General features: G+C 67.9%; 13 protein-coding genes and 1 pseudogene. 5 read left to right on the forward strand and 9 right to left on the reverse strand.

Annotated features, from left to right (window positions below):
- Window positions 1–125: 125 nt before the first annotated feature.
- Window positions 126–431, forward strand: a complete 306-nt coding sequence (locus ABZ195_RS04540) for a chorismate mutase (protein ID WP_355215291.1) — start codon at window positions 126–128, stop codon at window positions 429–431.
- 123 nt (window positions 432–554) lie between these two features.
- Here ABZ195_RS04540 and ABZ195_RS04545 read toward each other — a convergent pair whose 3' ends face one another.
- The gene (locus ABZ195_RS04545; protein WP_355215293.1) at window positions 555–2,003 is read right to left on the reverse strand and encodes an NAD-dependent succinate-semialdehyde dehydrogenase; all 1,449 of its coding nucleotides are present in this window, start codon (window positions 2,001–2,003) and stop codon (window positions 555–557) included.
- Between the two features lie 49 nt (window positions 2,004–2,052).
- On the opposite strand from ABZ195_RS04545, the gene pgi reads away from it, so the two are divergent.
- Window positions 2,053–3,720, forward strand: coding sequence for a glucose-6-phosphate isomerase (gene pgi, locus ABZ195_RS04550; RefSeq protein ID WP_355215294.1), 1,668 nt, complete (start codon window positions 2,053–2,055; stop codon window positions 3,718–3,720).
- Window positions 3,721–3,787: 67 nt separating this feature from the next.
- On the opposite strand, the gene ABZ195_RS04555 is transcribed toward pgi, so the two are convergent.
- The 7 genes and pseudogenes from ABZ195_RS04555 to ABZ195_RS04585 all read right to left on the reverse strand — a co-directional run bounded on the left by ABZ195_RS04555 (window position 3,788) and on the right by ABZ195_RS04585 (window position 9,596).
- Window positions 3,788–4,537 carry an SDR family oxidoreductase gene (locus ABZ195_RS04555; protein ID WP_355215296.1) on the reverse strand — a complete coding sequence of 250 codons (750 nt, stop codon included), beginning with the start codon at window positions 4,535–4,537 and terminating at the stop codon, window positions 3,788–3,790.
- 31 nt (window positions 4,538–4,568) lie between these two features.
- The gene (locus ABZ195_RS04560; RefSeq protein WP_355216060.1) at window positions 4,569–5,042 is read right to left on the reverse strand and encodes a zinc finger domain-containing protein; all 474 of its coding nucleotides are present in this window, start codon (window positions 5,040–5,042) and stop codon (window positions 4,569–4,571) included.
- A 141-nt stretch (window positions 5,043–5,183) separates the two neighbouring features.
- Window positions 5,184–5,426, reverse strand: a pseudogene (locus ABZ195_RS04565) (DNA-formamidopyrimidine glycosylase family protein); the annotation flags it as partial.
- Between the two features lie 9 nt (window positions 5,427–5,435).
- A complete protein-coding gene (locus tag ABZ195_RS04570; RefSeq protein ID WP_355215298.1) occupies window positions 5,436–7,586 on the reverse strand; it encodes a xanthine dehydrogenase family protein molybdopterin-binding subunit in 2,151 nt (716 codons plus the stop codon).
- A gap of 14 nt (window positions 7,587–7,600) precedes the next feature.
- A complete protein-coding gene (locus ABZ195_RS04575; RefSeq protein WP_355216062.1) occupies window positions 7,601–8,578 on the reverse strand; it encodes a xanthine dehydrogenase family protein subunit M in 978 nt (325 codons plus the stop codon).
- A gap of 5 nt (window positions 8,579–8,583) precedes the next feature.
- Window positions 8,584–9,168, reverse strand: coding sequence for a (2Fe-2S)-binding protein (locus ABZ195_RS04580; RefSeq protein ID WP_355215300.1), 585 nt, complete (start codon window positions 9,166–9,168; stop codon window positions 8,584–8,586).
- 47 nt (window positions 9,169–9,215) lie between these two features.
- The gene (locus ABZ195_RS04585) at window positions 9,216–9,596 is read right to left on the reverse strand and encodes a phage holin family protein (protein WP_355215301.1); all 381 of its coding nucleotides are present in this window, start codon (window positions 9,594–9,596) and stop codon (window positions 9,216–9,218) included.
- A 94-nt stretch (window positions 9,597–9,690) separates the two neighbouring features.
- On the opposite strand from ABZ195_RS04585, the gene ABZ195_RS04590 reads away from it, so the two are divergent.
- Together ABZ195_RS04590 and ABZ195_RS04595 are read left to right on the forward strand one after the other, a co-directional pair.
- Window positions 9,691–10,905 carry a cytochrome P450 gene (locus ABZ195_RS04590; protein ID WP_355215303.1) on the forward strand — a complete coding sequence of 405 codons (1,215 nt, stop codon included), beginning with the start codon at window positions 9,691–9,693 and terminating at the stop codon, window positions 10,903–10,905.
- On the forward strand, window positions 10,890–11,528 hold the full coding sequence (locus tag ABZ195_RS04595; RefSeq protein ID WP_355215305.1) for a TetR/AcrR family transcriptional regulator: 639 nt from the start codon (window positions 10,890–10,892) through the stop codon (window positions 11,526–11,528). Before ABZ195_RS04590 ends, ABZ195_RS04595 begins: the two co-directional genes overlap by 16 nt.
- Here the strand turns inward: ABZ195_RS04595 and cobF are convergent.
- Window positions 11,497–12,249, reverse strand: a complete 753-nt coding sequence (cobF, locus tag ABZ195_RS04600; protein ID WP_355216063.1) for a precorrin-6A synthase (deacetylating) — start codon at window positions 12,247–12,249, stop codon at window positions 11,497–11,499. The genes ABZ195_RS04595 and cobF overlap by 32 nt on opposite strands.
- 114 nt (window positions 12,250–12,363) lie before the next feature.
- Between cobF and ABZ195_RS04605 the strand changes: the two genes are divergently transcribed.
- On the forward strand, window positions 12,364–13,587 hold the full coding sequence (locus ABZ195_RS04605) for a diiron oxygenase (protein ID WP_355215307.1): 1,224 nt from the start codon (window positions 12,364–12,366) through the stop codon (window positions 13,585–13,587).
- Window positions 13,588–13,623 lie beyond the last annotated feature (36 nt).

A 13,623-nucleotide genomic window follows, 5' to 3' on the forward strand; every position in this document is an offset into this window, starting at 1 on the left:
TAGCTCGGCATGGACGATTTCTCTACGGGTACCGGCCTGCGGTGCCCGTGGTCTAGCTGTTCGTTCAGCCCCGCGGTCCGCAATTGCGATCCGGGGCTCGTCTCTCGTGTGAGGCCCGATTGCGGATGACATCAGAACCCACACGAGACGACGAGAAGACGGAGTCAGAACCGATGAGTACCGAGATCGAACCCACCATCGACGACCTGCGCTTGGAGATCGACCGGCTGGACGCCGAGATCCTGGCGGCCGTGCAGCGTCGCGCCGAGGTGTCGCAGATGATCGGCAAGGCCAGGATGGCCTCCGGCGGGACGCGCCTGGTGCACAGCCGCGAGATGAAGGTGATCGAGCGGTACAGCTCGCTGGGTCCCGAGGGCAAGGATCTCGCGATGATCCTGCTGCGCCTGGGCCGCGGCCGGCTCGGATACTAGAGACTTCGCACAGCGCAGCCGGTTGCGCCAGTCTCGCGAAAGAACCTTGCCATCAACGGGTTTCGGTCTTCGAGACATCGCTGACGCACCGACTGCGCCGGGCGGTCGGGGTCGCGCCTCCCCCTAGTTGGTCAACGCGATGTACTTCGTCTCGAGGTATTCCTCGATGCCCTCGGAGCCACCTTCGCGACCGAAGCCGGATTCCTTCACGCCGCCGAACGGCGCCGCCGGATCGGAGATGACACCGCGGTTGACGCCCACCATGCCGGCCTCGATGGCCTCGGCCGCACGCAGCGCACGGTCCAACGACTGCGTGTAGATGTAGGCCGCCAAGCCGTACTCGGTCGCGTTGGCCGCGGCGATGCCCTCCTCCTCGGTGTCGAAGCCGATCACCGGTGCGACGGGGCCGAACACCTCCTCCTTGAAGATGCGGGCCTCGGCGGGCACGCCGTCCAGCACCGTGGCCGGGTAGAAGTGGCCCGGCCCCTCGGGCTTGACCCCGCCGACGGCGACGGTGGCGCCCTTGGACACCGCGTCGGACACCAGGTCCTCGACCGTCGCGATCTGCTTGGCGCTGATCAGCGGTCCCAACGTCGACGACTCGTCGAGTCCGTTGCCGAGCTTGAACTCGCTCATCCGGGTGACGAGCTTACGGGTGAACTCCTCGCGCACCGCGTTGGCCACGTGGAATCGGTTCGACGCGGTGCAGGCCTCGCCACCGTTGCGCATCTTGGCCAGCAGGGCACCCTCGACCGCGGCGTCGACGTCGGCGTCGTCGAATACGACGAAGGGTGCGTTGCCGCCGAGTTCCATCGACAGGCGCAGCAGCTTGTCCGCGCTCTGCTTGACCAACGCCTTGCCCACGCCCGTCGACCCGGTGAAGGTCAGCTTGCGCAGCCGGCCGTCGTCGATCAGCGCCGTGGTGAGGTCACCGGGCTTGCTGGTCGGCAGGATCGACAGCACGCCCTTGGGCAAGCCCGCGTCGTCCATCAGCTTGGCCAGCAGCAGCATCGTCAGCGGCGTCTCCTGCGCGGGCTTGACGATCATCGTGCAACCCGCAGCCACTGCGGGGCCGATCTTGCGAGTGGCCATGGCCAGCGGGAAGTTCCACGGCGTGATCGCCAGACACGGACCGACGGGCGACTTGGTGACGATGATGCGGCCCGTGCCCGCCGGCGCCTTGGTGTAGCGGCCGCCGATGCGGACCGCCTCCTCGGAGAACCAGCGGAAGAACTCGCTGCCGTACTTCACCTCGCCCATGCTCTCGGAGAGGACCTTGCCCATCTCCAGGGTCATCAGCGTCGCGAACTCCTCGGCGCGGGCCGTGATCGCCTCGAACACCGCACGCAGGATCTCACCGCGCTCCCGAGGCGCCGTGGCGGCCCACTCGCCCTGGACCGCCGCAGCCGCGTCGAGCGCCGCGATGCCGTCCTGCGGGGTGGCGTCACCGATCGTGGCCAGCACCTCGTCGGTCGCGGGATTGAGCACGTCGAAGGTCGACGACGCGGCGCGTTCCTCACCACCGATCCACAGACCGGTGGGGACGGCTGACAGGAGATTCTCGATGTCCATGCATCCATCATTTACTCCCTCGAAAGCAACACCGCACTAGGGTCGAGGAATGTCCTCCGACGAGATCTCGATCCCCGACATCACCGCAACCCCGGCCTGGAATGCACTGGTCCGCCACCGTGACGAAATCGGCGGCAAGCATCTGCGGGAGTTCTTCGCCGAGGACCCCGACCGTGGTCGAGAACTGACGCTGACCCTCGGCGATCTCTACGTCGACTACAGCAAGCACCGGGTCACGCGGGAGACCTTGAAGCTGCTCGTCGACCTCGCCAAGGCCGCCGATCTCGAGGGCAAGCGCGACGCCATGTTCGCCGGCGCGCACATCAACACCTCCGAGGACCGCGCCGTGCTGCACACCGCGCTGCGGCTGCCCAAGGGCGCCGAGCTGACCGTCGACGGCCAAGACGTCGTCGCCGACGTGCACGAGGTGCTCGACGCGATGGGTGAGTTCACCGACCAGCTGCGCAGCGGCGAGTGGACCGGCGCGACGGGTGAGCGCATCACCACCGTGGTCAACATCGGCATCGGTGGCTCGGACCTGGGCCCGGTGATGGTCTACCAAGCATTGCGGCACTATGCCGACGCCGGCGTCTCGGCCCGGTTCGTGTCCAACGTCGACCCTGCCGACCTGGTCGCCAAGCTCGACGGACTGGACCCCGCGTCCACGTTGTTCATCGTTGCGTCCAAGACGTTCTCGACGCTGGAGACGCTGACCAACGCGACTGCGGCCCGGCGCTGGCTGACCGATGCACTGGGCCAGGACGCCGTGTCCAAGCACTTCGTCGCGGTCTCCACCAACGAGAAGCTGGTCGACGAGTTCGGCATCGACACGGCCAACATGTTCGGCTTCTGGGACTGGGTCGGCGGCCGCTACTCGGTGGACTCGGCCATCGGCCTGTCGGTGATGGCGGTCATCGGCAAGGAACGATTCGCCGAGTTCCTCGCCGGCTTCCACGTCGTCGACGAGCACTTCCGCACCACCCCCCTGGAGGCGAATGCGCCTGCACTGCTTGGCTTGATCGGCCTCTGGTACAACGAGTTCTTCGACGCCCAGGCTCGGGTCGTCCTGCCGTACTCCAACGACATGGCCCGCTTCGCCGCATATCTCCAGCAGCTGACCATGGAGTCCAACGGCAAGTCCGTGCGGGCCGACGGCAGCCCCGTCACCACCTCGACCGGTGAAATCTACTGGGGCGAGCCGGGAACCAACGGTCAGCACGCGTTCTACCAACTGCTGCACCAGGGCACCCGGTTGATCCCGGCCGACTTCATCGGGTTCTCCCAACCCACCGACGACCTGCCCACCCGCGACGGCACCGGCAGCATGCACGACCTGTTGATGAGCAATTTCTTCGCCCAGACAAAGGTGCTGGCATTCGGCAAGACCGCCGAGGAGATCGCCGAGGAGGGCACCAAGGCCAGCGTGGTCCCCCACAAGGTGATGCCCGGCAACCGGCCGAGCACGTCGATCCTGGCCACCAAGCTGACACCGTCGGTGGTCGGGCAGCTCGTCGCCCTCTACGAACACCAGGTGTTCACCGAGGGTGTCGTCTGGGGCATCGACTCCTTCGACCAGTGGGGCGTGGAACTCGGTAAGACGCAGGCCAATTCGCTACTGCCGGTGCTCACCGAGGACGCCTCGCCTGCAGCGCAGTCCGACAGCTCGACCGATGCACTGGTCCGGCACTACCGCGCCGAGCGCGGCCGCAGCGCCTGACGATCCCGCGATTCGTGGAGCCCTAGCGGCGGTGAGCGCCGAAAAGGCTCCACGAACCTCGAGGGAGTTAGGCAAAGAACTTGGTCAACCTCGGCGGCAACACCTTCATGACCTCGACCAGTGGCCACCACGGCCAGCCCGGGACGACGGCGCGGCCCTTCTCCTTCTCGATCGCGTCGACCATCGCCTTGACCCCGGTCTCGTTGTCGACCATCAGCGTCGTGGAGTTCGACTTCGCCGTCATCTCCGACTCGATGTAGCCGGGCTCGAGCACGGTGATCTTGATCGGTCCCGAGGCGTACTCCGCGCGCAGCGACTCGCCGAGCGAGGTCACCCCCGCCTTGCTGGCGGCGTAGGCGGCCTTGACTCCCGGTACGCCCTTGTTTCCCAGCACCGAGGACACCAGCACCAGGTGTCCCCCACCCGCCGCGGTGAACATCTCCAGCCCGGTCTCGATTTGCACCAGCGCCGCAACGAGATTCGTCTCGATGGTGGCCTTGTTGGCCCAGAGCTTGCCGCCACCGAGCGGGTATCCCTTGCCGATGCCCGCGTTGACGATGATGCAGTCCACGCCACCCAGCTCGTCGCTCAGCTCGGCGAACACCTTCGGCACGGCGTCGTGGTCGTTGACGTCGAGGGCTGCGACGGCCACGGTGATGCCGGGATGGCGCGCCGTCAGTTCGGCCCTGAGCTCCTCGAGGTTGTCGGTGCGGCGCGCACACAGGGCGAGATCGCGTCCCTTCGCGGCGAACTGGCGGGCCATTCCGGCGCCGAGCCCCGAGCTGGCACCGGTGATGAGGATCCTCTGGCGAGTCATCCGCGCAGCCTAGCCAACCGGTCGGCCGGGCCTACTTCAGTAGCTTGGACATGCGGCGGTCGGCGAGGATCTTGCCGCCGGTCTGACACGTGGGGCAGTACTGAAACGACTTGTCCGTGAACGACACCTCGCGCACGGTGTCACCGCACACGGGGCACGGCATTCCGGTCCGCGCGTGCACCCGCAGCCCAGAACGCTTCTCGCCCTTCAGCGTTGCCGCGCCCTGTCCGACCGATCGGCTCACCGCGTCGGTGAGCACCGAGATCATGGCGTCGTACAGATGACCGAGTTGGGCGTCGGTGAGCCGGCTGGAGGTGGCGAATGGCGAGATCTTGGCGACGTGCAGGATCTCGTCGCTGTAGGCGTTGCCGATGCCGGCGATGGTGCGCTGATCGGTGATGACGGTCTTGATGCGTCCGCTGGTGCCCTTGAGGATCGCGGTCAGCCCGTCGAGGCTCAGCGACAGCGCATCGGGTCCGAGGCTGGCGATCTGAGGCACCTTCATCGGGTCGTCGACGAGCCAGACGGCGAGGCGCTTCTGGGTGCCTGCCTCGGTGAGGTCGAAGCCGACCCCCTCGCCGAGGTGCACGCGCAGGGCGATGGGACTCTTGCCACCGGGCCGCAGCGGGGTCGCAGACAGCTTGTCCGACCAGCGTAGCCACCCCGCCCGCGAGAGATGCGTGATCAGGTGCAGGTCACCGGCCTGCAACCCCAGGTACTTGCCCCACCGGTTGGCGCCGGTCACGGTCTGCCCGTGCAACGCGGTCGGCGGCGGGTCGAAGGTCTTGAGCACCGAGAGGGCGGCGACGTCGATGCGTCCCACCGTCAGACCCACGGCGTGGCGGCGCAGATGGTCGGCGAGCGCTTCGACCTCGGGTAGTTCCGGCACGTTTCCAGGCTAGAGCAGATTCTCCAACCGGATGGGCAGGTCGGTGACCCGCTTGCCGGTCGCGTTGAAGACGGCGTTGGCGATGGCCGCAGGCACTCCCACGATGACGACCTCGCCAAGGCCCTTCACCCCGATGGGATTGGCGAGCGCGTCCTGCGCGGTCAAGAAGGTGGCGTCGAGCGCGGGCACGTCGGCGTTCACCGGCACCAGATAGTCCGACATGTTGGCGTTGACGACGCGACCGTCGCGATGGTCGAGTTCGGTGGCCTCCAACAGCGCCATGCCGATACCGCCGACCATGCCGCCGATCGCCTGACTGTGCGCAAGCCTGGGGTTGACCACCCGTCCGGCGTCGTAACACGCGCCGATGCGACGGACGCGGACGGTGCCCAGCGAATCGTCCACGGCCACTTCGGCGAACACCGCACCGTAGGCGTACATCGAGAAGCGCTCGTCGGCGTCATCGGGCGTCCAGGTGCCGCGGCTGTCCACGCTGGGCCAGCCGCGCCGGGCGAGCAGGTCCCGGTAACCCTCGCCGCGCGACGGGTCCGTGGTGACGAACATGCGACCGTCGGCGACCGCGACGTCCTCGGGCCGCACGCCGTTCAACGGCGAACCGGGGTCCACCACTGCGAGGCGAATGACCTTGTCTCGCAATGTGTTCGCGACTGTGAACACCGCCGACCCCACACTGGCCATGGTTCGCGAACCCGAATGCGACGGCGCGGCGGGGTAGGTGCTGTCGCCGAGCGCGAAGCGGACCCGCGCGATCGGCAGACCCAACGCGTCGGCTGCCACCTGCGACATCGAGGTGTACGTGCCCGGCCCCATGTCACTGGTCGCGGTCTGCACGTCGGCGGTGCCGTCGGCGTTGATCCGCGCCAGCGCGTCGGACTCGCTGCGGCTGGTGTGGTAGCCCGCCGCCGCCATGCCGATGCCGATGAGCTCGGAGCCCTCCCGGACCGCACGGGGCACGGGATTGCGCCGTGCCCAGCCGAATTCGTCGGCACCCCGGCGCAGGCACTCGGTCAACCGGCGGGTGGAGAACGGCAGACCGTCGGTCTGGTCGCGGTCGGGCTCGTTGCGCATCCGAAGCTCCACCGGGTCGACCCCGATGGTGTGGGCGAGGTCGTCCATCGCCGACTCCAGCGCGAAGGTTCCGGTCACGGCACCGGGTCCACGCATGTACGTCGGCTGGTTGACGTCCATCGGCACCACCCGATAGGTGGAGCGCATGTGGGGGCTGGTGTACATGAACTTCGGCGACGCGGTCAGCCCGTCCTCGTAGGAGGCGTAGCGCGCCGTCTCCGTGCGGCCCTCGTGGACGATGGCGTCGATGCGACCGGTCCTGTCCGCACCGATCGCCAGGCGCTGCCTGCTGGTCGGGCGGTAGCCGATGCCGGCGTAGGTCTGCTGCCGGGTCAGCACCAGCTTGACGGGCCTGCCGACCTGCCGGGCGGCGAACGACGCCAGCAGCTGATGCGGCCACGTCTGCCCCGCGCTGCCGAATGCGCCACCGACGAATGGCGAGATCACCCGCACGTGGTCGACGGGCACGCCGTGGGCCTTGGCGTGCGCCTCCTGGGCGCCGACGATGGACTGCACCTTGTCCCACACCGTCAGCCGGTCGCCGTCCCACTTGGCGACCGTCGCGGGCAACTCCATCGGGTTGTGGTTGTTGCGGGCAATGGCGTACTGGCGGTCGGTGACCACGGCGCTGCTGCGCAGGGCGGCGTCCGCTGCGCCGCGGGCGTAGTCGGTCTGACGCTCGCCGGGTTCCGGAATCGCCTGCGGCGCATCGATGTCGGTGTTCGACGCACCCGGCGAGTACCGGACCTTGACCAGAGCGGCCCCGTGCGTGGCGGCCTCGAGGCTGTCGGCGACGACGACGGCGACGGGCTGGCCGAAGAAGGCCACGCGCCGGATGTCGTAGGGCAGGGTGACGGGGCGGAAGTCGACGAGGACGCGCGTGACGCCGGGTGACCGCGAGGCCTCCCCCGCGTCGACGCCCTCGACCGCTCCCACCGAGACGGTGCTGCAGACCAGGACGGCGTGCAGGAAGTCCGGCACCGGGTTGTCGGCCGCATAGCGCGCCGCCCCCGTCACCTTGAGCGGACCGTCGACCCGCGTCAGGGGCGCACCGACCACCGGTTCGGGCATCCGCTGCGGGTACGTCACGGCAACCCCGCCACGGTCGCGAGCTGGCGTTCGACCACGCGGCGGACCAACTCGACCTTGAACCCGTTGTCCGACAGTGGTTTCGCGCCATCGGCGGCCCGGGCGGCGGCATCGTGCCACAGACCGGGTGAGACGGGTCGTCCGACGAGGGCCCGCTCGACCGCCGGGAGTCGCCACGGCACGGTGGCCACGCCGCCGACGGCAACCTTGGCGTCGCGCACCGTGCCGCCGGCCACGTCGAGCGCCACCGCCGCGGAGGTCACCGCGAACTCGTAGGACTGCCGGTCGCGGACCTTGAGATACCCCGAGCGCGCCGTCGCGGGGCCGGTCGGCACCTCGACGGCCACGATGAGCTCCCCGGGCCGCAGGTCGTGTTCCCGGTCCGGCGTCGTCCCCGGTTGACGAAAGAAGTCGGCGACGGGGATGCGCCGGTCCCCACTCGAATCACGGGTCACGACGACCGCGTCGAGCGCCGCCAGCGCGACGGCGAGGTCCGAGGGGTGGGTGGCGACGCACTGGTCGCTGGTGCCGAGGATGGCGTGGTTGCGGTTCAGCCCCGCCGTCGCCGCGCACCCCGCCCCGGGTGTGCGGCGATTGCAGTTCGCTGACACGTCGCGAAAGTACAGGCACCGAGGGCGTTGCATTAGGTTGCCGCCGATGGAGGCCATGTTGCGCAATTGTGCGGAGGCGCTGAGCTCCAACGCCTCGCTGATCACGGGAAATTGGCGCCGCACCCGATCGTCGGCGGCCAGGTCGGACATCCGAACCAGTGAGCCGATCCGCAGGGTGCGCTCGTCGAGGTCGACGTTGCGGTAGGGCAGGGCGTTGATGTCGACCACCGCACCGGGGCGCTCCACCGTCACCCTCATGAGGTCGACCAGGGTGGTCCCGCCGGCGATGTAGCGGGCGCCCGACCGGCCGGCGGCCAGCGCCGAGGACTCGTCGGTGGCCTTGGTGAAGGTGAAGGGGAACACCGGCGTCAGGTGTTCTTCGCGGCGGTGGCGACGGCGGCGACGATGTTCGTGTAGGCCCCGCAGCGACAGATGTTGCCGCTCATCCATTCTCGGATCTCCGCCTCCGACCCGGTGTGGCCCTCCTCGATGCAGCCCAGACCGGACATGATCTGGCCGGAGGTGCAGTAGCCGCACTGGAACGCGTCGCAGTCGACGAACGCCTGCTGCAGCGGGTGCAGCCTGCCGTCGGCGGCGACGCCCTCGATGGTCTGCACGTCGGCCCCGTCGTGCATGACGGCCAGGGTGAGGCACGAGTTGACGCGCTTGCCGTCCAGCAGTACGGTGCACGCACCGCAGGCACCCTGATCGCAGCCCTTCTTGGTGCCGGTGAGTCCAACCCGTTCACGCAGCATGTCGAGCAGCGAGGTCCGCGCGTCGACGTCGACGGCCTCGTCCGCGCCATTGACGCGCAGCGAGACCGTCATCGTCTGCTGGGCGTCGGGGGGAGCGTCGTCGGTGCCGCAACTGCTCAGCGCGGAGGCGGCCGCAGCGGCACCGCCAAGGGTGATCGAGGCACCCACGAAGGTGCGGCGGTTGATCTCGGGAGCCACCGCGCCGAGCGTACGCCGTGATCTTGACCGGTGACGGGTGACGGACGTCAGCCCGGAATGACCAGGGACAGTACCCAACTGACCACCGACAGGACGATCGACGCCCAAATGGCCGTCCACCAGAAGTGGTCGATGTAGAGCCCCCAGTGCGTCGTGCTCTCGGTGATCCGCGAGGTCAGCATCAGCATCGCGGCGTTGACCACGACGTGGAACAGTCCGAGGGTGAGGACGTAGAGGGGTAGGGAGATCAACTGCACGACGGGTTTGACGATCGCATTGACGAGTCCGAAGATCACCGCCACCACGAAGATGATGCCGACGCGCTGCAGCGTCGAGTCACCGCCGACGAACTCGACGCCCGAGACGAGCTTGGTGACGACCCACAGCGCCAAGCCGGTGAGCCCGGCGCGCATGACGAACTGAAACACCCGCCGATCCTGCCACGCTCCGCTATTGACGGTGGCCTCCGGAACACCTAGGAATGAATCTGAATTCAGTTTCAGTTCGACCGAGGGGCTGCCAATGACTACGACGGACGCGACGCCGGGCACGCTCACGCCGTTCTGGACCGGCGACGTCACCACTCGGCTGGCCCGCTTTGCCGCGATCCGCTCCCGCAGCGGCGGCGTCGAATTCCACGACGAGGGGCCGGGGCGATCCGGCTTCTGGTCCCTGACGTCACACCAGGCGGTCAGTGCCGTCAGCCGCGACCCGGCGACCTTCACCAGCACCAAGGGCTTCTCCCTCGACGACTTTCCGCCCGAGGCGTTGGAGATGATGGCGTCGATCATCGCGATGGACGACCCACGCCACCAACGACAGCGCAGGCTGGTCCAAGCCGCCTTCTCACCGCGTGCCATCGCGCGGCTGACCGACTCCGTGGCAGCGCTCGCCGATCAATTGGTGAACGACCTACGGGACACACCGCAGTTCGACTTCGTCACCGCCATCGCCGGCAACCTGCCCCTGCAGGTCATCTGCGACCTGCTGGAGATCCCACCGGCCGACCAACCGCAGCTCCGCGATTGGGTGAACACCATCCTGGGGGTCGACGACCCCGACTTCGGCGGTCAGGCCGCAAGTCTCGAGGCCCTGGTGCATCTGTACGGCTATGCCATCGACCTCGGCCAGGAGCGACTGCGCCATCCCGGTGACGACGTCACCTCGGCACTGATGCACGCCGAGATCGACGGGGTGAGGTTGACACCGGCGGAGTTCGGCTCGTTCGTCGTGTTGCTGGTGGCGGCGGGAAACGACACCACGCGAACGAGCCTGGCGTGGGGCATGAAGCTCCTCAGCGATCATCCGGAGCAGAAGGCGTTGCTATGCAACGACTTCGACGCGTTCTCCGGCAATGCCGTCGACGAGATCATCCGCTGGTGTTCCCCCGCGCTGCACATGCGACGCACCGCCACCGTCGACGCCAGAATCGGAGACCACCTCGTCGCCGCCGGTGACAAGGTGGTGCTCTGGTACCTCGCCGCGAACCACGATCCCGCCGTCTTCGACGACCCCGACACCTTCGACGTCACCCGCCCGAACGCCCGCAATCACATCGCCTTCGGTGCCGGCGGCCCGCACTTCTGCCTCGGGTCCCACCTGGCCAAGATGGAGGTGCGGGTGGTGCTCGAGAAGTTGCTCCGGGCCTATCCGGAGATTCACACGACCGCCGAACCCGACGTGCTGGTGTCGCCGTTCGTGCACGGCATCAAGTCGCTTCCATGCGCGACGGGGTGACCGCCATGCCGTCCACCCCGAGACGCCTCTCCACCGAGGCGGCATTGCACGACGCGGCCCGAGTGGTCTTCGCCGAGAAGGGCTACCTCAACGCCAAGATCTCCGACATCACCGCGAAGGCAGGCCGCTCGGTCGGTTCGTTCTACAACTACTACGACACCAAACAGCAACTGCTGGAGGCGATGCTGGAAAAATTCCCCACCCAGATCGTCGAACGCGCCCGCGACCGCCTGACCGACGACTGGACGGCCAACGTCGAGGCGGCGGTCCGTGCCTACGTCGAGACGTTTCGCGATCACCTGCCCGAGATGATCGGGGTCTTTCAGCTGTCGATGACCGACCCCTCGGCGGCCGCCTGGTGGCGGATTCAACGAAGCAAGGGCGTCGACGCGGTCCTGGAGGTGATCACCGCGGTCGAATCAGGCGGCGTGACGGTCGATCTCGATGCGCGAGTGTTCGGCTCGGCGATCGTGTCGATGCTCGAGTCGTTCTGCTGGACCTGGCTGGCCGCGGGCGGCGAGGCCGGTGGACCGGCATTCGACGAGGACACCGCCGTCCACACCCTGTCCCAGATCTGGCTGCGGGGAATGCTCAATCCGACCGCAGCAGATAGACGTCCATGATCCAGCCGTGCCGCTCCCGCGCGTCGGCGCGTGCTGCGGCGATGCGGTCACCCACGTCGGCGACGGTGCCCGCGAACAGGATCTCCTTGGGGGTGCCCAGATAAGCGCCCCACCAGATCCGCGTCTGCGGCGGGCAGTCGAGGAAGGCTTGGTCGCCGTCGAGCATGACCACCGCCGTGCCGGTGAGCCCGTCCTCGCGGAGTCGACGACCGGTGGTCACGAGCACGGGAGCGCCGACGTCGTTGAGCGGGATCCGGTGCCGGGCGGTGAGCGCCTGAATGGCGGTGATGCCGGGGATGACGTCGTAGGTGAAGTCGACGCGATCGGCGACCATGTCGAGGATGCGCAAGGTGCTGTCGTACAACGACGGGTCGCCCCAGGCCAGGAAGGCGCCGACACCGTCGTCGGTCAGTTCGTCGCGGAGCGCCTGAGCCCACAGTTCGGCGCGGGCGGCATGCCAATCGGCGACGACCCGGCGGTAGGACTGATCGTCGGGGGCGTCCTTGGATCGCGGCGGGTCGGGCAGTTCGACGAAGCGGTAACCGGGTTCGCGGATGAATCGCTCGCAGATCTCGCGCCTCAGCGACACCAGGTCGTCCTTCAGCCCGCCCTTGTCGGAGGCAAAGAAGACGTCGACGTCGTTGAGCGCGTCGACGGCCTGGGCCGTGACGTACCCCGGATCACCGGCACCGATCCCGATGACGTGGACGTGGCGCATCAGAGCACCTCGGGCGAGACCGCGAGTATCCGGTACCCGGGGTATTGACATCCTGTGCGCCACGTCATTAGGTTGCCAAGCATATCGGCGCGGATTCTCGCTGAAGGGACGTCAACGATGACTGCCTCCGTCAAGGCCAACGGTGCACCGACGCGCGAGGAATTCTCCGAGCGCCTGCTCCGCGGATCGGTGAAGAAGTACTACGAACCCGTGGTCGACATCGACTGGGATGCCCCGCTCGACCCCGACAAGTTCTTCCTGCCGCCGAGGTCGGTGTCGCTCTACGGAACTCCGTTGTGGGACTCGATGACTCGAGAACAGCAGGTCGAACTGTCCCGTCAGGAGTTCGTCAACACGCTCTCGGCGGGCATCTGGTTCGAGAACATCCTGAACCAGGCACTGCTGCGCGAGCTGATGCACGCCGACCCGACGGCGCGCTCGACCCACTACGCCCTCACCGAGATGGGTGACGAGACCCGCCACATGGTGATGTTCGGCCGGGCCATCGAGAAGGTCGGCGGCAAGCCGATGCGACCGAAGCGCTACCAGCGCATGATCATCAACGGACTGCCCCTGACGTTCCGCGGAGCGCTGCTATGGGTCGCCGCCCTCGTCGGCGAGGAGATCTTCGACAGCCTGCAGCGCAACATGATGGACGACCCCGAGTTGCAACCCATCATCCAGCGGATCATGCGGATCCACGTCACCGAAGAGGCCCGCCACATCCAGTTCGCCCGTGACGGTGCCCGCAAGCGCGTCGCCGAGATGCCCTGGCTCAGCAGGATGTGGGTGGCCAACCTCAACGGCGTCGGCGGACTCTTCTTCCGGCACCTGTTCACCAACGCCGCGCAGTACCGACGAGCCGGCCTCGACGGCAAGGAGGCTCGGCGCGTCGCCCGCAGCAGCCCCCACCACCACGCCGTCCAAGCCCTGGGCTTCGCCCCCTTGGCCACGTTCCTCACCGACGTCGGATTGATGGGGCCAATCGCGCGCCGGCTGTGGACCCGCACGCACTTCTTGCCCGCCACCTCGACGGCAGGTACCGACGTGGGCGTCGACCTCGCAGCCGCTCCCGATCGCGACCTCTACGACGGACCCGCCAATCTGCACGTGGGGGGCGTCGACCACCCCGTCCGGATCCGCCTGATGGGGCACCTCGAACCGGTCGACGGCCAATACCATTGGCAGGGAACGGTCTTCGGCGAGCTCTCCGACGGCGTGCTCAAGCAACCGAAGGCGACGCTCACCGTCGACGGCCGCGTCGCGACGGCGCGTATCACCGAACGCACCCCGCAGGGCAACTACGGGATCGTCGGCATCGGCGCCCCGCCGTTCGCATAGCGGGCCCGGCTTCGGCCCAACTCGCCCCACGCCAAC

Source organism: Mycobacterium sp. NPDC006124 (assembly GCF_040614235.1).
Classification (GTDB): domain Bacteria; phylum Actinomycetota; class Actinomycetes; order Mycobacteriales; family Mycobacteriaceae; genus Mycobacterium.